Here is an 18,907-nt window from a genome sequence, read left to right on the forward strand (position 1 = left end):
CGTCCGCTCCCACCGTGCCCAGGAGGCCCCACCCGTGACCCCCCGCCCCTCGTCCAGCGGCCCCGACCCGAAGAAGACGACCGGGAAGAAGCCTGCCGGGAAGACGCCGACCGGGAAGAAGCCGGCCAAGGCCGCGAAGAAGAAGGCCCCCCGGAAGACCACCGCCTCCGCCGCCCCCACCGGCACCCCCTCCGACACCGTCCCCGGGGCAGAGGTCGCCGTCTCCCCCGCCCCGGACGCCGCCGACCGGGAGCGGCTGCTCGCCGGCACGCACCACGATCCGCACGCGGTGCTCGGCGCCCACCGGGTGCCCGGCGGGGTCGCGTTCCGGGTGTTCCGGCCGTACGCACTTGCCGTGACCGTGCTGTCCGGGGAGCTGCGGGTCGGGCTGCACGACGACGGGGACGGTTTCTTCTCCGGCCTGGTGCCGCTGAAGGAGGTCCCGGCCCACCGGCTCCTCGTGGCGTACGAGGGGACGGAACAGGAGGTCGAGGACCCGTACCGCTTCCTGCCCACCCTGGGCGAGCTGGACCTGCACCTGCTCGGCGAGGGGCGGCACGAGCAGCTGTGGCGGGCGCTCGGCGCGCACCCGACGACGCACGACGGGGTGGCGGGCACCCGGTTCGCGGTGTGGGCGCCGAACGCGCGCGGGGTCCGGGTGGCCGGCGGCTTCAACTTCTGGGACGGCACCGGGCACCCGATGCGCTCGCTCGGCTCGACCGGGGTGTGGGAGCTGTTCCTGCCGGGCGTCGGCGCGGGCGAGCTGTACAAGTTCGAGATCACCCGGCCCGACGGATCGCGCACCTTCCGCGCCGACCCGCTGGCCCGGCGTACGGAGGTGCCGCCCGCCACGTCCTCCGTCGTGCACGCCTCGGACTACACGTGGGGCGACGAGGAGTGGCTGGCCCACCGCGCGGACGCGCCCGCGCACGAGGCTCCGATGTCGGTGTACGAGGTCCACCTGCCCTCCTGGCGCCCCGGCCTGACCTACCGGGACCTGGCCGAGCAGCTCCCCGCCTACGTCGCGGACCTCGGCTTCACCCACGTCGAGCTGATGCCGGTCGCCGAGCATCCCTTCGGCGGCTCCTGGGGGTACCAGGTCACCGGCTTCTACGCGCCCACGGCCCGGCTCGGCGACCCCGACGACTTCAAGTACCTGGTCGACCGGCTGCACCGGGCCGGGATCGGCGTGCTGATGGACTGGGTACCGGCGCACTTCCCGCGCGACGACTGGGCGCTGGCCGAGTTCGACGGGCGCCCGCTGTACGAGCACTCCGATCCGCTGCGGGCCGCGCATCCGGACTGGGGGACGCTGGAGTTCGACTTCGGGCGCCGGGAGGTGCGCAACTTCCTGGTCGCCAACGCCGTGTACTGGTGCGAGGAGTTCCACATCGACGGGCTGCGCGTGGACGCGGTCGCCTCGATGCTGTACCTGGACTACTCGCGCGAGCCGGGCCGGTGGACGCCGAACGAGCACGGCGGCCGGGAGAACCTGGACGCGGTCGCGTTCCTCCAGGAGATGAACGCGACGCTGTACCGGCGGGTGCCCGGCGTCGTGACGGTGGCGGAGGAGTCGACGGCCTGGGACGGGGTCACGCGGGCCACGCACCACGAGGGGCCGAGCGGCTTCGGCGGGCTCGGCTTCGGGCTCAAGTGGAACATGGGCTGGATGCACGACTCGCTCGACTACATGAGCCACGAGCCGGTGCACCGCAAGCACCACCACGGGGAGCTGACCTTCTCCATGGTGTACGCGTACAGCGAGAACTACGTGCTGCCGATATCCCACGACGAGGTGGTGCACGGCAAGAGGTCCCTGGTGTCGAAGATGCCCGGCGACTGGTGGCAGCAGCGCGCCAACGAGCGGGCGTACCTGGGCTTCATGTGGGCGCACCCCGGCAAGCAGCTGCTGTTCATGGGGCAGGAGTTCGCGCAGGGCGCGGAGTGGTCGGAGGCGCACGGCCCCGACTGGTGGCTGCTCGACCCGGAGTACGGGGCGTCGGCGGACCACCGGGGCGTGCGCGACCTGGTGCGGGACCTGAACACCGTCTACCGGGCGACGCCCGCGCTGTGGCGGCGCGACACCCACCCTTCCGGCTTCTCGTGGGTGGTCGGCGACGCGGCCGAGGACAACGTCCTGGCGTTCCTGCGGCTGGACGCCGACGGCACTCCGCTGCTCGCGGTGTCGAACTTCGCCCCGGTGGTCCGCTCCGGCTACCGCCTCGGCGTGCCCGACGAGGTCCCGGCCTGGCACGAGGTGCTCAACACCGACGCGGCCCGGTACGGCGGCGGCGACGTGGTCAACCCGGACCCGGTCAAGCCGGAGCCGCAGGGGTGGCACGGCCGCCCGGCGAGCATCCGGCTGACCCTGCCGCCCCTGGCGACGGTGTGGCTGCGTCCGGCCTGACCGGGCGGCCCGTCCGTCAGTCCGCGTCCACCAGCCCCTTCGGCAGCGGCTCGCTGTGCAGGACGCCGAGGTGCTGGGTGGCGCGGGTGAGGGCAACGTACAGGTCGCTGGTGCCGTAGCGGCCGGGCTCGACGACCAGGACGGAGTCGAATTCCAGGCCCTTGGACTGGCGCGGGTCGAGCAGGACGACGCGGTGGGTGAGGTCGGGCTCGGCGTCCGCCGTCACGCCGTCCAGGCGGGCCGCCAGGACCCGGTGCAGATCGCGCGGGGCGATGACGGCGAGGCGGCCCTCCTCGGGGGTCAGCTCCCGGACCGCCTCGGCCACGGCGGCCGGGAGGTCGCCGGTCGCGCGGACCCAGGGGCGTACGCCGGTCGAGCGAACCGAACTGGGCGGCGTGAACTCCGGGTCCTCGGCGCGGACCACGGCCGCCGCGAGGTCCATGATCTCGGCCGGGGTGCGGTAGTTGACGCCGAGACGGGTGTGCTCCCAGCGGTCCTCGACGTACGGGGCGAGGATCTTCGACCAGGAGCCGACGCCGGCCGCCTCCGCGGTCTGCGCCGGGTCGCCCACCAGGGTCATCGACCGGGTGGGGCAGCGGCGCATCAGCAGCCGCCAGGCCATCGGGGACAGCTCCTGCGCCTCGTCCACGATGATGTGCCCGAAGGCCCAGGTGCGGTCGGCCGCGGCGCGTTCGGCGGCGCTGCGGTGGTCGTCCTCCTCCTGGCGTTCGGCGAAGCGCTCGGCGTCGATGATGTCGTGCGCGGACAGGACCTCGGCGTCCTCCTCGTCCTTGTCCTCGAACTCGTAGGTCCGCGACGCGTACGACACGTCGAGCACGCCCTGCGCGTAGGCGATCTGCTCCTCGCGCTCGCGTTCGGCGCGGGAGCGGGCCACCCGGTCGTCGACGCCGAGCAGTTCGGCGGCCTCGTCCAGCAGGGGCACGTCGGCGACGGTCCAGCGCCGGGTGACCGGGCGGCGGACGGCGGCGGCGTCCTCGGCGGGCAGGAAGGCCTCGGGGGCGGCGAGCAGGTCGGCGACCAGGCGCTGCGGGGTGAGCCGGGGCCACAGCTGGTCGACGGCGGCCCAGACCTCGGGGTTCTCGGCGAGTTCGTCGCGGATCTGGGTGATGTCGCTGGGGTCGAGGAGGTTGCCGCCGTCGTAGGGATCGGTGCCGATGCGCTCGGCGACCATGTCGGTGAGGGTGTTGAGGATGTGGCCCTCGAAGTGCTCGCGGGCCGCGTTGTGCGGCAGCTTGGCGGCGCGGGTGCGCTCGCGGGCGACGTTGACCAGGTCGTCGTCGAGCATGAGGATGTCGCGGTCGTGCTCGATCGCGATCACCGGGTCGGGCAGTGCCTGCCGGTCGCGGACCGCCTCGGCGAGCACGTCGGCCATCTCGGCCCGGCCCTTCACGGCCGCCGCCTCGGGGGTGTCCGCCGCCGTGGCCTTCACGCCGGGGAACAGCTCGCCGACGGTGGCGAGGAGCACGCCGGTCTCGCCCAGCGAGGGCAGCACCTCGCCGATGTAGCCGAGGAAGGCCGGGTTGGGGCCGACGATGAGGACGGCGCGCTTGGCGAGCAGTTCGCGGTGCTCGTAGAGGAGGTAGGCGGCGCGGTGCAGGGCGACGGCGGTCTTGCCGGTGCCGGGGCCGCCCTCGACGACCAGGACGCCGCGGTGCGGGGCGCGGATGATGCGGTCCTGGTCGGCCTGGATGGTCTGCACGATGTCGCCCATGCGGCCGGTGCGCGCGGAGTTCAGCGCGGCGAGCAGCACGGCGTCGCCGGAGGGGTCCTCGTGGCCGGTGCGGGTCTCGTCGCCGAGGTCGAGGATCTCGTCGTGCAGCGCGGTGACCGTGCGGCCCTCGCTGGTGATGTGCCGGCGGCGGCGCAGCCCCATCGGGGTGTGGCCGGTGGCCAGGTAGAAGGGGCGGGCGACACCGGCCCGCCAGTCGATGAGGACGGGGGTGCGTTCGGCGTCGTCGGCGCGCAGGCCGATGCGGCCGATGTGGTGGCCCTCCCCGGAGGTGAGGTCGATCCGGCCGAAGCAGAGGGAGCCGTCCACCGCGTTGAGCGCGGCGAGCAGCCCGGAGCGCTCGGCGACCAGGATGTCCCGCTCCAGGCGGGCCTGCTGGGGGGTGTTGCCCTGCGCGAGCGCGTCGGTCACGGAGTCCTCGGCGTCGCCGCGCAGCGCGTCCACGCGCGCGTACAGTCCGTCGATGAATTCCTGCTCGTGCAGCAATTCATCGTCCGGAAATTCGGTGTTTGACAATTCCACTCCCGGCCGCATATACTGTGCCTACTGAACTTCTTCGCGACCTCATTCTTGTGAAGTCACGAATCAACGAATATACGCAGAGAAATCCCCCGAGCGCAATTGCTCGGGGGATTTTTTCTGCGTCGGCCAGTCCGGGTGCCGGGCCGGTCAGACCACGTCGGCCAGCTCCTCCAGCAACCGCCGCTTGGGCCGGGAGCCGACCATCGACTTCACCGGCTCACCGCCGCGGAACACCATGAACGTCGGCATCGACAGCACCTTGTACGCGTTCGTCGTCGCCGGGTTCTGGTCGACGTTCAGCTGCACCACACGGAGCCGGTCGCCCTCTTCCTCGGCGAGGGCGCTGAGCACCGGTGCCATCTGCCGGCACGGCGGGCACCAGTCGGCGGTGAACTCCACCAGTACGGGCAGCTCGGAGCCGATCACCTCCGCCGCGAAGTCCGCGTCCGTCACCTCGGGCACCCCATGGGAACTCATCCGTGTCCTCCCAGTTCGCACTTGGGCTCCGGACCCCCCGGAGCCGCCGCCTCGGCCCGCGTCAGCTGCGCGGCGACCTGCGCGCGCACCGACGTGAGCTGCTCGATCAGCGTGTCCAGCTCGGCCAGCTTGCGCCGGTAGACCACGAGCGACGCCGGGCAGGAGTCGCCCTCGGGGTGCCCGGCGCGCAGGCACTCCACGAAGGGGCGGGTCTCCTCCAGGTCGAACCCGAAGTCCTGGAGGGTCCTGATCTGCCGCAGCAGCTTCAGGTCGTCCTCGTCGTAGGTCCGGTAGCCGTTGCCGCCCCGCCGGGCGGGCAGCAGGCCCCGCGACTCGTAGTACCGCAGCGTCCGCGTGGTGGTCCCGGCCCGTGCGGCCAGCTCGCCGATTCGCATGGGGACGAACGTAAGCCTTGACGCGGACGTCAAGGCAAGAAGCCCCGCGCCGGGGGAGGGCGCGGGGCTTCTTCGGGGGGCCGGGCGGCTGAGCAACGGGGGGAGCACCTCAGCCGCCCGGGGTGTGCGGGAGCCGCCCCGGCACGCGGGGGGCGCCGTACGGCCGTCAGGCCTTCGCCAGCTCCTTCTCGCCGCCCTGCTCGGGCAGGTCCGGAGCGCCGGCGCCGTCATCGTCGGCGGCGCCGTGACCGTCGTCCAGGAGGGTCTTCTCGTCGAACGGGGCCCGGCCGGCCAGCACCTCGTTCACCCGGTCCTTGTCGATCTCCTTGGTCCAGGTGCCGATGAGGACGGTGGCGACGGCGTTGCCGCCGAAGTTGGTCAGCGCGCGGGCCTCGCTCATGAAGCGGTCGATGCCGACGATCAGGCCGATGCCGTCCACCAGGGCGGGCTTGTGCGACTGGAGGCCGCCGGCCAGCGTGGCGAGACCGGCGCCGGAGACACCGGCGGCGCCCTTGGAGGCCACCAGCAGGAAGAGCAGCAGCGGGATCTGCTCGCCGATCGACATCGGTGTGCCCATGGCGTCCGAGATGAACAGCGAGGCCATGGTCATGTAGATCATGGTGCCGTCGAGGTTGAACGAGTAGCCGGTCGGGACGGTGATGCCGACCACCGGCTTGCTGACGCCCAGGTGCTCCATCTTCGCGATGAGGCGCGGCAGCGCCGACTCGGAGGAGGAGGTGGACAGGATCAGCAGGAACTCGCGGCCCAGGTACTTGAAGAGCGAGAAGACGTTGATCCCGGCGACGACGCGCAGCACCGTGCCGAGCACCACGAAGAGGAAGAGGACGCAGGTCACGTAGAAGCCGAGCATCAGCACGGCGAGGCTCTTGAGGGCGTCGACGCCCGCGGAGCCGGTGACGGCGGCGATGGCGCCGAAGGCACCGACCGGGGCGGCCCACATGATCATCGCCAGGACGCGGAAGACCAGCCGCTGGATGTGCTCGATGCCGCGCAGGACGGGCTGCCCGGCGGAACCCATGGCCTGCAGCGCGAAGCCGCAGAGCAGGGCGATGAGCAGGGTCTGGAGCACCTCGCCCGCGGTGAAGGCGGAGACGATGGTGGTCGGGATGATGCCCATCAGGAAGTCGACGGTGCCCTTGGCCTCCGCGTCGACCTGCGCCTGGCCGGTCTCCTTGACGGCGTCGGTGACCGCGAGGCCCGTGCCCGGGTCCAGGATGTTGCCGACGATCAGGCCGATGGCGAGCGCCACCAGCGACATCACCAGGAAGTAGCCCAGGGCGATGCCGCCGACCGCGCCGACCTTGGCGGCCTTGCGGACCGAGCCGATGCCCAGCACGATCGTGCAGAAGATGATCGGGGAGATCATCATCTTGATCAGGTTCACGAAGCCGGTGCCGAGCGGCTTCAGCTCGGTGGCGAAGTCGGGGGCGGCCAGACCGACGGCGATACCGAGGGCGACCGCGATGATCACGGCGATGTAGAGATAGTGCGTGCGGTCGCGCTTGGCTTTGGGTGCGGCAGGTGCCGTAGCGGCTTCGCTGGTCACGGCGGCCCTCCTTGACGACGTCGTCGGCATCACCGGCGTGCGGCTCACGTCCGGGGGTGTGTAGCGGGGACTGGGTGACTATCTCCCGGCGTGTGAGCGCGGTCACCCTTGCGTTCATTTAGTTCACAATCCAGCCACGAGGGAGACTGGCGGCATGCACCTCCGCGTCCCGAGACCCCGCAGCCTGGCGGGGCAGCTCTTCGCCATGCAGGCCGTCCTGATAGCGGTCGTCGTGGTCGGGTACGCGCTGTTCAGCTACATCAGCGACCGGGGGCAGGCGGAGGAGGCGGCCGGGCGCCAGGCCAGGGCGGTGTCGCTGGCGATCGCCGACTCGCCGTCCGTGGCGGAGGCCATCCGCACCCCGGACCCCACGGCGCGCCTCCAGCCGTACGCGGTGCGGGTCATGCGGGACACGGACGTGGACTTCGTGACGATCATGAATCCGGAGGGCATCCGCTGGACCCACCCCGAGCCGACGGAAATCGGCCACCTCTTCCAGGGCCACATCGAGCGTGCGCAGCGGGGCCAGACCTTCACCGAGACCTACACGGGCACGCTCGGCCCCTCCGTGCGGGCGGTCACACCGATCGTGGACGACGGCCGGATCGTCGGCCTGGTCAGTGCCGGGATCAAGGTCGAGGAGATCAGCAAGCGGGCGCAGGAGCAGCTCACGGCCCTGTCGGGGGTGGCGGCCGGGGCGCTGCTGCTCGGCGCGGTCGGGACGTACGTGATCAACGCGCGGCTGCGCCGGCACACGCACGGCATGAACGCCGACGAGCTGAGCCGGATGCACGACTACCATCAGGCGGCGCTGCACGCGGTGCGGGAGGGACTGCTGATGCTGGACGGGCAGTACCGTGTCGCGCTCATCAACGACGGCGGACGGGAGCTGCTCGGCGTGCGCGGTGACGTGGTCGGCGCCTCGGTGGCGGACCTGGGGCTGCCCTCGCAGCTGACCGGGGCGCTGCTGGCCTCGGAGCCCCGGGTGGACGAGGTGCACCTGGCGGCGGAGCGGGTGCTGGTGGTGAACACCTCACAGGTCTCCGGCGGTGAGCGCCGGGGCACGGTGGTGACGCTGCGGGACGTGACCGAGTTGCAGTCGCTGACGGGCGAGCTGAACTCGGAGCGCGGATTCACGCAGGCGCTGCGCTCGCAGGCGCACGAGGCGGCGAACCGGCTGCACACGGTCGTCTCGCTGATCGAGCTGGGGCGGGCGGAGGAGGCCGTGGAGTTCGCGACGGCCGAGCTGGAACTGGCGCAGGCCCTCACCGACCAGGTGGTGGCGGCGGTGAGCGAGCCGGTGCTCGCGGCGCTGCTGCTGGGCAAGACGGCGCAGGCCAACGAGCGGGGAGTGGAGCTGGTGGTGTCGCAGGACAGCCGACTGGACGACGGACTGCTGCCGCCGTCGCTGCCCGCCCGGGACCTGGTGACGATCCTGGGCAACCTGGTGGACAACGCGGTGGACGCGACGCAGGGGGCGGTGCCGTCGCGGGTGACGGTGGCGGCGTACACGGAGGCTTCCGGCGCCGGAGGCTCCGAGCTGGTGCTGCGCGTGTCGGACACCGGCGCCGGGGTCGATCCGGCCCACGCCGACCTGGTCTTCCAGCGGGGCTACTCGACCAAGCCGGCCGGCGAGGGCGGACGCGGCCTGGGCCTGGCCCTGGTCCGGCAGGCGGTACGACGGCACGGCGGCACCCTGACCGTGACGGAGGCGGAGGGCGGCGGCGCCCGCTTCGAGGCCCGGCTGCCGCTGGGCGACGGAGCGGCAGCGGCCACCGCGGCGGGCAGACCGGGCGCCGGGGGTGCGCTGTGAGCACCGCCGACTCGCAGCCCATCCGGGTCCTGGTCGTCGAGGACGACCCGGTCGCCGCCGACGCGCACGTGATGTACGTGGGCCGGGTGCCGGGGTTCGTCGCGGTCGGCAAGGCGCACACGGGTGCGGAGGCCCGCCGCATGCTGGACCGCACGCCGGTCGACCTGCTCCTGCTCGACCTGCACCTGCCGGACGTGCACGGACTCCAGCTGGCCCGTTCGCTGCGCGCGGCCGGACACCACACCGACGTGATAGCGGTGACGTCGGCGCGGGACCTGACGATGGTGCGCGAGGGGGTGTCGCTGGGCGTCGTCCAATACGTCCTGAAGCCCTTCACCTTCGCCACGCTGCGCGACCGCCTGGTGCGCTACGCCGAGTTCCGGGGCACCGCCGGGGAGGCCAGCGGCCAGGACGAGGTGGACCGCGCCCTGGCCACCCTCCGCGCCCCCGGCCCGGCGGCCCTGCCCAAGGGCCTGAGCGGCCCGACCCTGGAACGCGTGACGGGCGCCCTGCGCGGCTCCTCCGAGGGCCTCACGGCGGCCGGGGTCGCGGAAGCGGTGGGCATCTCCCGCATCACGGCCCGGCGTTACCTGGAGCACCTGGTGGACGCGGGGCGGGCGGGCCGGAGCCCGCAGTACGGTCAGGTGGGGCGGCCGGAGTTGGTGTACCGGTGGGTGCGGGGCCGGTGAGCCGTACACCGAGGGGACCGCTCACGCCGCCTTCGTGTACCAGACGATCTGTGCGGCGAGCCCCGCCACGACAAGCGCCTCCAGGACCGAGAGCCCGATGAGCAGGCCACCGGCGTCCCCGTCCGACCAGAAGACGATCAGGGCCGCCAGTGGTACGACGCAGAACGCGGTGAGGTCGATGACGGTCTGGACCGCCTTGCGGGACCGGCGCCGCGTGTCCCTGCGGTGGTACGCCTCCCACCCGAAGGTCGTGAACCCGCCGCCGCCTCCCGCGAGCTCGGCCAGCCGGGGCCCCAGGTCGTCCCGGACGTAGAGCCCGATCGCCGAGATCTTCTCGTCGTTGACGAGGTACGTCCACCCCAGCACGACACACACCGGCGGCAACGCCAGCAGCATCGACGGCTGCTTCGCCTGCGCCGTGGCGGCGACGACGGCGGCCACGACGGCCAGCGTCACGTAGAGGAGATTGTCCCGGAACCCGATCCTCGCCTTCTGCTCACCCTTCACGCTCTCGTACTCGGCGAGCAGCAACTGCCCGACGGTGACGTCCTGTTCCGGCACGTGGTTCCCCTTCTCCCGGTGGTCGTCCATGACTATGCAGGAGTCCCAGGTCACCCGTCCCCCGGCTCCCCCGAATCCCCACTCGCAGGGGCATTGACCTGACTAGACCACTCCTCTTACGTTCGCCACGCAGCCGTCCAGGCCACAGTGTCGTGTGCCCGTAGGAGGTCATGCCCGTGCGTCCCACCGTCCGGTTCACCGCCCTGTTCTCCCTCACCGCGCTCGCCGCCACCTCGCTCGCCGCCTGCTCGAGCGGCTCCGGCAGCGATCCGGACACGGTGAAGGTCTCCTTCAAGCAGTCGACGGACAACTCCATCAAGGTGATGGACACCTACCTCGGCGACATCAAGAAGCAGTTCGAGAAGGCCAACCCGGGGAAGAAGGTCGAGCTGGTGCCGATCAAGGCGCCGGACTCGGAGTACTACACCAAGCTCCAGCAGATGCTCCGCTCCCCCAAGACCGCCCCCGACCTGGTCTACGAGGACACCTTCCTCATCAACTCCGACATCACCAGCGGGTACCTGAAGCCGCTCGACGACTATCTCGCCGGCTGGAAGGACTGGGACCAGTTCATCGACACGGCGAAGGCGGCCGCCAAGGGCGAGGACGGCAAGACGTACGGCGTGCCGGACGGCACCGACACCCGGGGGCTGTGGTTCAGCAAGGACGTGTTCGCCAAGGCGGGGCTGCCCGCCGACTGGCAGCCGAAGACCTGGGCCGAGGTGCTCGACGCCGCCCGCGCCATCAAGGAGAAGGTCCCCGGCGTCACCCCGATCAACGTCTACACCGGCAAGCCCGCCGGCGAGGCCGCGACCATGCAGGGCTTCGAGATGCTGCTGTACGGCACGGGCACGGGGAGCGGCGGCTCCGACCCGCTCTACGACAAGGGCAGCAAGAAGTGGATCACGGCGGGGCAGGGGTTCGAGGACTCCCTCTCCTTCGTCGAGACCGTGTACAAGGAGAAGCTCGGCCCCGAGGTCTCCGACGCGCTCGACCCCAACTTCGGCACCAAGGTGCGCGGTGAGCTGCTGCCGCAGGGCAAGCTCGGGATCGCGCTCGACGGCTCCTGGCTGCCGCAGGACTGGCTGGAGGGCAGCGGGCACGAGTGGCCCGAGTGGTCGAAGGAGCTGGGGCTCGCCGCCATGCCGACCCAGAACGGGCAGGCCCCGGGCCGGGTGAGCATGTCGGGCGGCTGGACCTGGGCCGTTCCGGCCAAGGCGGGCAACCCCGACCTGGCCTTCGAGTTCATCAAGACGATGCAGACCAAGGCGAACGCCCAGAAGTGGTACGTCGCCAACTCCGGCATCTCCGTCCGCGAGGACGTCGCCGACGACCCCGCCTACGTCGACGCCCAGCCCGGCATCAAGTTCTTCACCGATCTCGTCGCCGACACCCACTACCGGCCCGCCTACCCGGCGTACCCGAAGGTGTCCGTCGCCATCCAGGAGGCCATGGAGGGCGTGACGACCGGTGACAAGTCGGTCGAGGAGGCGGCGCGCGGCTACGACGAGGCGCTCAAGGAGGCCACCGACAACCAGGTGGTGAGCAAGTGACGGCCACCGCGCCGGAGCACGCCGGGCCGGAGGTCCGCGAGGTGCCCGCGTCTCCGCCCTCCGGCACCCGGCCCGGCACCGTCCGGCGCTCCCTCTTCCGCGCCCTGCCCGTCTCCCCCGCCGTCGTCCTGCTGCTGCTCTTCCTCGCCGGTCCGATCGTCTACTGCGTCGTCATCGCCTTCACCGACCTCCAGCTCACCGGGCAGGCCCAGGAGTCCTTCGTCGGGTTCGACAACTTCACCCGCGCCTTCAAGGACGAGGCGTTCCTCAACGCCGTATGGCTGACCCTGGTGTTCACCGTGCTGTCCTCGCTGATCGGGCAGAACACGCTGGGGCTGGCGCTGGCCTCGCTGATGCAGCGGGCGTCGAAGCCGGTCCGCACGCTCACCGGTGGCATCGTTGTCACGGCCTGGGTGCTGCCGGAGGTGGTGGCGGGCTTCCTGCTCTACGCCTTCTTCCGGCGCGAGGGCACCCTCAACGCCATCCTGGACTGGCTCCACCTGCCCTCCCAGAACTGGCTGTTCACACTGCCGATCCTGGCGGTGTCCTTCGCCAACGTGTGGCGCGGCACAGCGTTCTCGATGCTGGTGTACTCGGCCGCGCTGAACGAGATCCCCAAGGAGGTCACCGAGGCCGCCGAGGTCGACGGCGCGAGCGGCTGGCGCCGGATGTGGCACATCACGCTGCCGATGATCCGGCGCTCCATCGGCACCAACCTGATGCTCAACACGCTCCAGACCCTGTCGGTCTTCGGGCTGATCTGGGTGATGACGCGGGGCGGGCCGAGCGGCAAGAGCCAGACGCTGCCGCTGTTCATGTACGAGCAGGCCTTCCAGAACAGCCTGATCGGGTACGGCACGGCGGTGGCGCTGCTGCTGTTGCTGATCGGCTCGCTGTTCTCGGTCGTGTACCTGCGCCTGCTGCGGACGGAGGTCTGAGATGACGGACACGCTCACGCCCCGCCGCACGACCCACGCCTCCCGGCGCAACCGGCGCCGCACCGCCGCCGACGCCGGGCTGCTGGTGGCGGCCGCGGCCTTCGTGCTGCCGCTGGCCTGGGTGGTGCTGTCCGCCCTCGACCCGCACGCGAGCCTGCGGGTCAAGGTCCCCGACGGGGTGACGCTGGACAACTTCGACGCGATCCTCACCCCGGAGATCACCTTCACCCCGCTGCTGAACAGCCTGATCCTGTGCGGCGGGGCGACACTGCTGACGGTGGTGTGCGCGGTGCTCGCGGCGTATCCGCTCTCCCGCTTCCGGTCGCGGCTGAACCGGCCCTTCCTGCTCACCATCCTGTTCGCGACCAGCCTGCCGATCACGGCGATCATGGTGCCCGTCTACGCCCTGTTCGTGCGGGTGAACATGATCGACACCATGCAGGGGACGATCTTCTTCTTCGCCGCCTCGCAACTTCCCTTCGCGATCTGGCTGATGAAGAACTTCATGGACGGGGTGCCGAAGGAGCTGGAGGAGGCGGCGTGGACGGACGGGGCGTCGTCCTTCCAGTCGCTGCTGCGGATCGTGCTGCCGCTGATGGGGCCGGGGGTGGCGGTGGTGACGGTGTTCTCGTTCGTGATGATGTGGGGGAACTTCTTCGTCCCCTTCATGCTGCTGCTCTCCCCGGACCAGATGCCCGCCTCGGTCAGCATCAACGACTTCTTCGGCAACCGGGGCATGGTGGCGTACGGACAACTGGCGGCGTTCTCGATCGTCTACTCCACGCCGGTCGTGCTGCTGTACGTGCTGATCTCCCGGCGGCTGGGCGGCGGCTTCGCGCTGGGCGGGGCGGTGAAGGGGTGAGCGACGGGGGTGCGCCCTGAGTCCACGCGCCCCCGTACGTTCCTACAATCCGTATCGCTGGCCGAACAGCCCGTAGTCAGCATCGCCGCGGACCCCTACGGTGTGGCGCGTGCGCCGACCCTCACCCGGCCCGAGCCAGTCGGGCCCTCCGTTCAACGCCCTCGCCGCCCGCCGGCTGCGTGCCGCCCTCAGCATGGGACCCGAGCACGTCGCCCACGGCATACGGGTCTCGTACGGGCTGCCGTACGTCTCCCCCGACCTCGTCATCGCCTGGGAGCGGGGGACCGCCCTGCCCGAGGGGCCGGAGCTGACCGCGCTCGCCGGGGTGCTGTGGTGCTCGCCCGGTGAGCTGATCGGGCGGCCGCAGTCCCTGCGCGAGCACCGCGTCGCCCGCGGTCTGGCACCCGAGGACGTGGCACGGGCGGTCGGGCTCGGGCTCCCGGCCTACCTGCGGATGGAGGAGGCGGACGACTGGCGCGGCACCGACCGCCAGTCGGCCCAGCTCGCCGACGTGCTCGGCCTCACGCTGCCCGACTTCGTGACCGTCACGGGGCGCGAGGAGAAGCTGGCCGACCTGCTGACCAGCGCGGTGACCACCCGCTGGCAGGGTTGTGTGCGCCCGATCGCCAAGCTGGCGCCGCTGGACCGGCGCGTCCTGGAGAACGTCCTCCAGGTGCTGCACCAGGACTACCAGGGGCGGATGGCCGCCACCCTCAGCTGGGGCGGCGGCGCCCCCGACTCGAGCGCCGGGGGCCGGGACTTCCTCGACCGGATCGTGGACCACTTCTGGACGGCGGTCGAGAAGCACCCCTAGCGGAGACCCCTGGCGGAGACCCCGGAGAGGCCTAGAAGACCGACTCCGCCTCGTCCATCCGGTCCTTCGGGACCGTCTTCAGCTCGGTGACCGCCTCCGCCAGCGGCACCATCACCACGTCGGTGCCGCGCAGCGCCGTCATCCGGCCGAAGTCGCCCCGGTGCGCGGCCTCCACCGCGTGCCAGCCGAAGCGGGTGGCGAGGACACGGTCGTACGCGGTCGGTACGCCGCCGCGCTGGACGTGGCCGAGGATGACCGGCTTGGCCTCCTTGCCGAGCCTGCGCTCCAGCTCGAAGGCGAGCGCGGTGCCGATGCCCTGGAAGCGCTCGTGGCCGAACTTGTCGATCGCGCCCTTGCCGTAGTCCATGGAGCCCTCGGCGGGGTGGGCGCCCTCGGCGACGCAGACGACGGCGAACTTCTTGCCGCGGGAGAAGCGCTCCTCGACCATCTTGACCAGGTCGGCGGGGTCGAAGGGGCGCTCGGGCAGGCAGATGCCGTGGGCACCGGCGGCCATGCCGGACTCCAGGGCGATCCAGCCGGCGTGCCGGCCCATGACCTCGACGACCATCACGCGCTGGTGGGACTCGGCGGTGGTCTTGAGGCGGTCCATCGCCTCGGTCGCGACACCGACGGCGGTGTCGAAGCCGAAGGTGCGGTCGGTGGAGGAGATGTCGTTGTCGATGGTCTTCGGCACGCCGACCACCGGGAGCCCTGCGTCGGACAGCATCCGGGCGGCCGTGAGGGTGCCCTCGCCGCCGATCGGGATCAGGGCGTCGATGCCGAAGTTCTGGATCATGTCGCCCGCGTTCTCGCAGGCCTCGCGGAGCCGGTCGCGCTCCAGGCGGGAGGAGCCGAGGATGGTGCCGCCGCGGGCGAGGATGCCGCTGACCGCGTTGAGGTCGAGGGCGCGGTAACGGCCGTCCAGCAGCCCCGCGTAGCCGTCCTCGAAGCCGATGACCTCGTCGCCGTAGTTGTCCACCGCTCGGTGCACGACCGACCGGATCACTGCGTTCAGGCCGGGGCAGTCGCCGCCTGCGGTGAGAACTCCGATACGCATCGTGCTGTGTCTCCTGCTCGCTGTTGACACCGGTGAGCCGATCCAATTGTTCCACGGCCCGGGCGGCGGTGGACGCTGACGGGCGCCTTAACCATCGCCGGGGGTACTGTCAAGAGGATTCCGCTCACCCCTACGAAACGGAGAGCACGCGTGACGCGCAGCGTGTACGTGACCGGTATCGACCGCGGCGACGGCCGCCAGGTCGTCGAGCTGGGGGTCATGGAACTCCTGACCCGGCAGGTCGACCGGGTCGGCGTCTTCCGTCCCCTGGTGCACGACGGGCCGGACCGGCTCTTCGAACTGCTGCGCGCCCGCTACCGGCTCTCGCAGGACCCCGCGACGGTCTACGGCATGGACTACCAGGAGGCCTCCCTCCTCCAGGCCGAACAGGGCGTGGACGAGCTGGTGTCCGCGCTGGTCGACCGCTTCCACCTGGTCGCGCGGGACTACGACGTCGTCCTGGTCCTGGGCACCGACTACGCCGACACCCAGTTCCCGGACGAGCTGTCGCTGAACGCGCGGCTCGCCAACGAGTTCGGCGCCTCCGTCCTCCCCGTCGTCGGCGGCCGCAGGCAGAGCGCCGAGTCGGTGCTCGCGGAGACCCACAACGCCTTCCGCGCCTACGACGGCCTCGGCTGCGACGTCCTCGCCATGGTGACCAACCGGGTCGCGCGCGAGGACCGGGACGAGATCGCCGAGCGGCTCGCGCACCGGCTGCCGGTGCCGTGCTGGGTGGTGCCGGACGAGCCCGCCCTGTCGGCGCCGACGGTCTCCCAGATCGCGCACGCCCTGGGCGCCGAGATCGTCCTCGGTGACGACTCCGGGCTCGCCCGCGACGCGCTGGACTTCGTCTTCGGCGGGGCCATGCTGCCCAACCTGCTGGCCGCGCTGACCCCGGGCTGCCTGGTCATCACGCCCGGCGACCGCGCCGACCTGGTGATCGGCACGCTGGCCGCGCACAGCGCCGGCACCCCGCCGATAGCCGGGGTGCTGCTGACGCTGAACGAGGTGCCCGGCGAGGGCATCCTCACCCTCGCCGCCCGGCTGGCCCCGGGCACGCCGGTGCTCTCGGTGACGGGCACCAGCTTTCCCACCGCGGAGCGGCTCTTCTCGCTGGAGGGCAAGCTGGGCGCGGCCACCCCGCGCAAGGCGGAAACTGCCCTCGGCCTCTTCGAGCGGTACGTCGACACCGCCGAGCTGAACAAGCGGGTCTCCGCGCCCAGCAGCGACCGCGTCACGCCGATGATGTTCGAGCACAAGCTGCTGGAGCAGGCCCGCTCCGACCTGCGCCGGGTGGTCCTGCCGGAGGGCACCGAGGAGCGGGTGCTGCACGCGGCGGAGGTGCTGCTGCGCCGGGGCGTGTGCGAGCTGACGCTGCTCGGTCCGGTCGAGCAGATCCGCAAGAAGGCCGCCGACCTCGGCATCGACCTGGCCGGTGCCGAGCTGATCGACCCGGCCGCCAGCGAGCTGCGCGACTCCTTCGCCGAGAAGTACGCGGCCCTGCGCGCCCACAAGGGCGTGACCGTGGAGCTGGCGTACGACGTGGTCTCGGACGTGAACTACTTCGGCACGCTGATGGTGCAGGAAGGGTTCGCCGACGGCATGGTGTCGGGGTCGGTGCACTCGACGGCGGCCACCATCCGGCCCGCCTTCGAGATCATCAAGACCAAGCCGGACGCGGCCATCGTCTCCTCCGTCTTCTTCATGTGCCTGGCCGACAAGGTGCTGGTCTACGGCGACTGCGCGGTCAACCCGGACCCGGACGCGGAGCAGCTCGCCGACATCGCCGCGCAGTCGGCGTCGACGGCGGCGCGGTTCGGGGTGGAGCCGCGGATCGCGATGCTGTCGTACTCGACCGGCACGTCCGGGTCCGGCGCGGACGTCGACAAGGTGCGCGAGGCCACCGAGCTGGTCCGCTCGCGCCGCCCGGACCTCAGCATCGAGGGGCCGATCCAGTACGACGCGGCGGTCGAGCCGTCGGTCGCCGCGACCAAGCTGCCCGGCTCCGCGGTCGCCGGGCAGGCCAGCGTGCTGATCTTCCCCGACCTGAACACCGGCAACAACACCTACAAGGCGGTGCAGCGCTCGGCCGGCGCCATCGCGGTGGGCCCGGTGCTCCAGGGTCTGCGCAAGCCGGTCAACGACCTGTCCCGGGGCGCGCTCGTGCAGGACATCGTCAACACCGTCGCCATCACGGCGATCCAGGCCCAGCAGTCCCCGACCGAGAAGGCGTCCGCCCAGTGAGCTCCACGCGTGTCCTCGTCCTCAACTCCGGCTCCTCGTCGGTGAAGTACCAGCTGATCGACATGCGCGACGGGCAGCGGCTGGCGGCCGGGCTGGTCGAGCGCATCGGCGAGCGGACGTCGCGGCTGATCCACACCCACGTGGCCGCCGGCGACACCCGGGAGCAGGAGGGCCCGATCGCCGACCACGAGGCCGCCCTGAAGGCGGTCGCCGCCGAGCTGGGCCGGGACGGTCTGGGCCTGGACTCCCCGGAGCTGGCCGCGATCGGGCACCGGGTGGTGCACGGCGGCGAGTTCTTCAGCGAGCCCACCCTGATCGACGAGAACGTGCTCACGGAGATCGAGCGGCTGATCCCGGTCGCGCCGCTGCACAACCCGGCCAACCTCACCGGCATCCGCACCGCGCAGGCGCTCCGTCCCGACCTGCCGCAGGTGGCGGTCTTCGACACCGCGTTCCACACCACGATGCCGGAGTCCGCGGCGCGCTACGCGATCGACCCGAAGATCGCCGACCGGTACCGCATCCGCCGCTACGGCTTCCACGGCACCTCGCACGCGTACGTCTCCCGCGAGACCGCGCGGCTGCTGGGCAGGGCGCCGGGCGACGTGAACGTGATCGTGCTGCACCTGGGCAACGGGGCGTCCGCCTCGGCCGTGCGGGGCGGCCGGTGCGTGGACACCTCCATGGGGCTGACCCCCTTGGAGGGACTCGTGATGGGTACGCGCTCGGGAGACATGGACCCGGCCGTCATCTTCCATTTGATGCGCGTTGGCGGAATGTCCGCCGACGAGATCGACACTCTTCTCAACAAGAGGAGCGGTCTGTTCGGTCTGTGCGGTGACAACGACATGCGGGAGATCCGCCGCCGGGTGGACGAGGGCGACGAGCAGGCGGGGCTGGCCTTCGACATCTACATTCACCGGCTCAAGAAGTACATCGGCGCCTATTACGCCGTTCTCGGACGCGTGGACGCGGTGGCGTTCACGGCGGGGGTCGGGGAGAACTCGGCGCCGGTGCGCGAGGCGGCCGTGGCCGGACTGGAGGGGCTCGGCCTGGCGGTCGACGGCGGGCTGAACGCCGTACGCGGCGACGGAGCCCGGCTGATCTCGCCCGCGGGGGCGCGGGTGGCGGTGGCGGTGGTACCGACGGACGAGGAAATGGAGATCGCGACACAGACCTACGCGCTGGTAATTGAATCGGGGAATCCCAATCTCACCTGAGCGGCATCCCGCCCTTTTGTATTTTCCGCCAGACGGAA

At 71.4% G+C, this 18,907-nt stretch carries 15 protein-coding genes; 9 read left to right on the plus strand and 6 right to left on the minus strand.

Annotation, left to right across the window (positions count from 1 at the left end; translation table 11 throughout):
• Window positions 1-34: 34 nt before the first annotated feature.
• On the plus strand, window positions 35-2,407 hold the full coding sequence (gene glgB, locus Sru02f_RS30750) for a 1,4-alpha-glucan branching enzyme (protein WP_167469696.1): 2,373 nt from the start codon (window positions 35-37) through the stop codon (window positions 2,405-2,407).
• A 16-nt stretch (window positions 2,408-2,423) separates the two neighbouring features.
• Here glgB and Sru02f_RS30755 read toward each other — a convergent pair whose 3' ends face one another.
• The 4 genes from Sru02f_RS30755 to Sru02f_RS30770 all read right to left on the minus strand — a co-directional run bounded on the left by Sru02f_RS30755 (window position 2,424) and on the right by Sru02f_RS30770 (window position 7,118).
• Window positions 2,424-4,691, minus strand: a complete 2,268-nt coding sequence (locus tag Sru02f_RS30755) for a HelD family protein (protein WP_109033492.1) — start codon at window positions 4,689-4,691, stop codon at window positions 2,424-2,426.
• 135 nt (window positions 4,692-4,826) lie between these two features.
• Window positions 4,827-5,141 (minus strand): thioredoxin, encoded by a 315-nt coding sequence (locus Sru02f_RS30760; protein WP_109033491.1) that lies wholly within the window; start codon window positions 5,139-5,141, stop codon window positions 4,827-4,829.
• Window positions 5,142-5,152: 11 nt separating this feature from the next.
• Window positions 5,153-5,551, minus strand: a complete 399-nt coding sequence (locus Sru02f_RS30765) for a MerR family transcriptional regulator (RefSeq protein ID WP_003973561.1) — start codon at window positions 5,549-5,551, stop codon at window positions 5,153-5,155.
• 166 nt (window positions 5,552-5,717) lie between these two features.
• Window positions 5,718-7,118 (minus strand): cation:dicarboxylate symporter family transporter, encoded by a 1,401-nt coding sequence (locus Sru02f_RS30770; RefSeq protein ID WP_109033490.1) that lies wholly within the window; start codon window positions 7,116-7,118, stop codon window positions 5,718-5,720.
• A 154-nt stretch (window positions 7,119-7,272) separates the two neighbouring features.
• On the opposite strand from Sru02f_RS30770, the gene Sru02f_RS30775 reads away from it, so the two are divergent.
• Together Sru02f_RS30775 and Sru02f_RS30780 are read left to right on the plus strand one after the other, a co-directional pair.
• Window positions 7,273-8,931, plus strand: a complete 1,659-nt coding sequence (locus tag Sru02f_RS30775; protein ID WP_109033489.1) for a sensor histidine kinase — start codon at window positions 7,273-7,275, stop codon at window positions 8,929-8,931.
• On the plus strand, window positions 8,928-9,620 hold the full coding sequence (locus tag Sru02f_RS30780; RefSeq protein ID WP_109033488.1) for a response regulator: 693 nt from the start codon (window positions 8,928-8,930) through the stop codon (window positions 9,618-9,620). The genes Sru02f_RS30775 and Sru02f_RS30780 overlap by 4 nt, the downstream gene beginning before the upstream one ends.
• 21 nt (window positions 9,621-9,641) lie before the next feature.
• On the opposite strand, the gene Sru02f_RS30785 is transcribed toward Sru02f_RS30780, so the two are convergent.
• Window positions 9,642-10,181 (minus strand): hypothetical protein, encoded by a 540-nt coding sequence (locus tag Sru02f_RS30785; protein ID WP_109033529.1) that lies wholly within the window; start codon window positions 10,179-10,181, stop codon window positions 9,642-9,644.
• A 170-nt stretch (window positions 10,182-10,351) separates the two neighbouring features.
• Here Sru02f_RS30785 and Sru02f_RS30790 point away from each other — a divergent pair, with 170 nt between their 5' ends.
• The 4 genes from Sru02f_RS30790 to Sru02f_RS30805 all read left to right on the plus strand — a co-directional run bounded on the left by Sru02f_RS30790 (window position 10,352) and on the right by Sru02f_RS30805 (window position 14,348).
• Entirely contained in the window at window positions 10,352-11,734 is a 1,383-nt protein-coding gene (locus Sru02f_RS30790) for an extracellular solute-binding protein (protein WP_167469695.1), read from the plus strand.
• Complete coding sequence (locus Sru02f_RS30795; RefSeq protein WP_109033487.1) at window positions 11,731-12,672, plus strand: carbohydrate ABC transporter permease; 942 nt, start codon at window positions 11,731-11,733, stop codon at window positions 12,670-12,672. The genes Sru02f_RS30790 and Sru02f_RS30795 overlap by 4 nt, the downstream gene beginning before the upstream one ends.
• Window position 12,673: 1 nt before the next feature.
• Window positions 12,674-13,534: a carbohydrate ABC transporter permease gene (locus Sru02f_RS30800; RefSeq protein WP_109033486.1), complete on the plus strand. Its 861-nt coding sequence runs from the start codon at window positions 12,674-12,676 to the stop codon at window positions 13,532-13,534.
• 100 nt (window positions 13,535-13,634) lie between these two features.
• Window positions 13,635-14,348, plus strand: a complete 714-nt coding sequence (locus tag Sru02f_RS30805) for a helix-turn-helix domain-containing protein (RefSeq protein WP_109033485.1) — start codon at window positions 13,635-13,637, stop codon at window positions 14,346-14,348.
• 31 nt (window positions 14,349-14,379) lie between these two features.
• Here Sru02f_RS30805 and Sru02f_RS30810 read toward each other — a convergent pair whose 3' ends face one another.
• Window positions 14,380-15,405, minus strand: coding sequence for an ATP-dependent 6-phosphofructokinase (locus Sru02f_RS30810; RefSeq protein ID WP_003973572.1), 1,026 nt, complete (start codon window positions 15,403-15,405; stop codon window positions 14,380-14,382).
• Window positions 15,406-15,555: 150 nt separating this feature from the next.
• Between Sru02f_RS30810 and pta the strand changes: the two genes are divergently transcribed.
• Together pta and Sru02f_RS30820 are read left to right on the plus strand one after the other, a co-directional pair.
• The gene (pta, locus tag Sru02f_RS30815; RefSeq protein WP_109033484.1) at window positions 15,556-17,649 is read left to right on the plus strand and encodes a phosphate acetyltransferase; all 2,094 of its coding nucleotides are present in this window, start codon (window positions 15,556-15,558) and stop codon (window positions 17,647-17,649) included.
• The gene (locus tag Sru02f_RS30820; RefSeq protein ID WP_109033483.1) at window positions 17,646-18,869 is read left to right on the plus strand and encodes an acetate kinase; all 1,224 of its coding nucleotides are present in this window, start codon (window positions 17,646-17,648) and stop codon (window positions 18,867-18,869) included. The genes pta and Sru02f_RS30820 overlap by 4 nt, the downstream gene beginning before the upstream one ends.
• Window positions 18,870-18,907: the final 38 nt, after the last annotated feature.

Source organism: Streptomyces rubrogriseus, from assembly GCF_027947575.1.
Lineage (GTDB): Bacteria > Actinomycetota > Actinomycetes > Streptomycetales > Streptomycetaceae > Streptomyces > Streptomyces rubrogriseus.

Excerpts from the sequence above, each read along its gene's own strand:
- Sru02f_RS30755 (WP_109033492.1), bottom strand. The coding sequence starts at position 4,691 with ATGCGGCCGGGAGTGGAATTGTCAAACACCGAATTTCCGGACGATGAA.
- Sru02f_RS30765 (WP_003973561.1), bottom strand. The coding sequence starts at position 5,551 with ATGCGAATCGGCGAGCTGGCCGCACGGGCCGGGACCACCACGCGGACG.
- Sru02f_RS30775 (WP_109033489.1), top strand. The coding sequence starts at position 7,273 with ATGCACCTCCGCGTCCCGAGACCCCGCAGCCTGGCGGGGCAGCTCTTC.
- Sru02f_RS30790 (WP_167469695.1), top strand. The coding sequence starts at position 10,352 with ATGCCCGTGCGTCCCACCGTCCGGTTCACCGCCCTGTTCTCCCTCACC.
- Sru02f_RS30800 (WP_109033486.1), top strand. The coding sequence starts at position 12,674 with ATGACGGACACGCTCACGCCCCGCCGCACGACCCACGCCTCCCGGCGC.
- Sru02f_RS30810 (WP_003973572.1), bottom strand. The coding sequence starts at position 15,405 with ATGCGTATCGGAGTTCTCACCGCAGGCGGCGACTGCCCCGGCCTGAAC.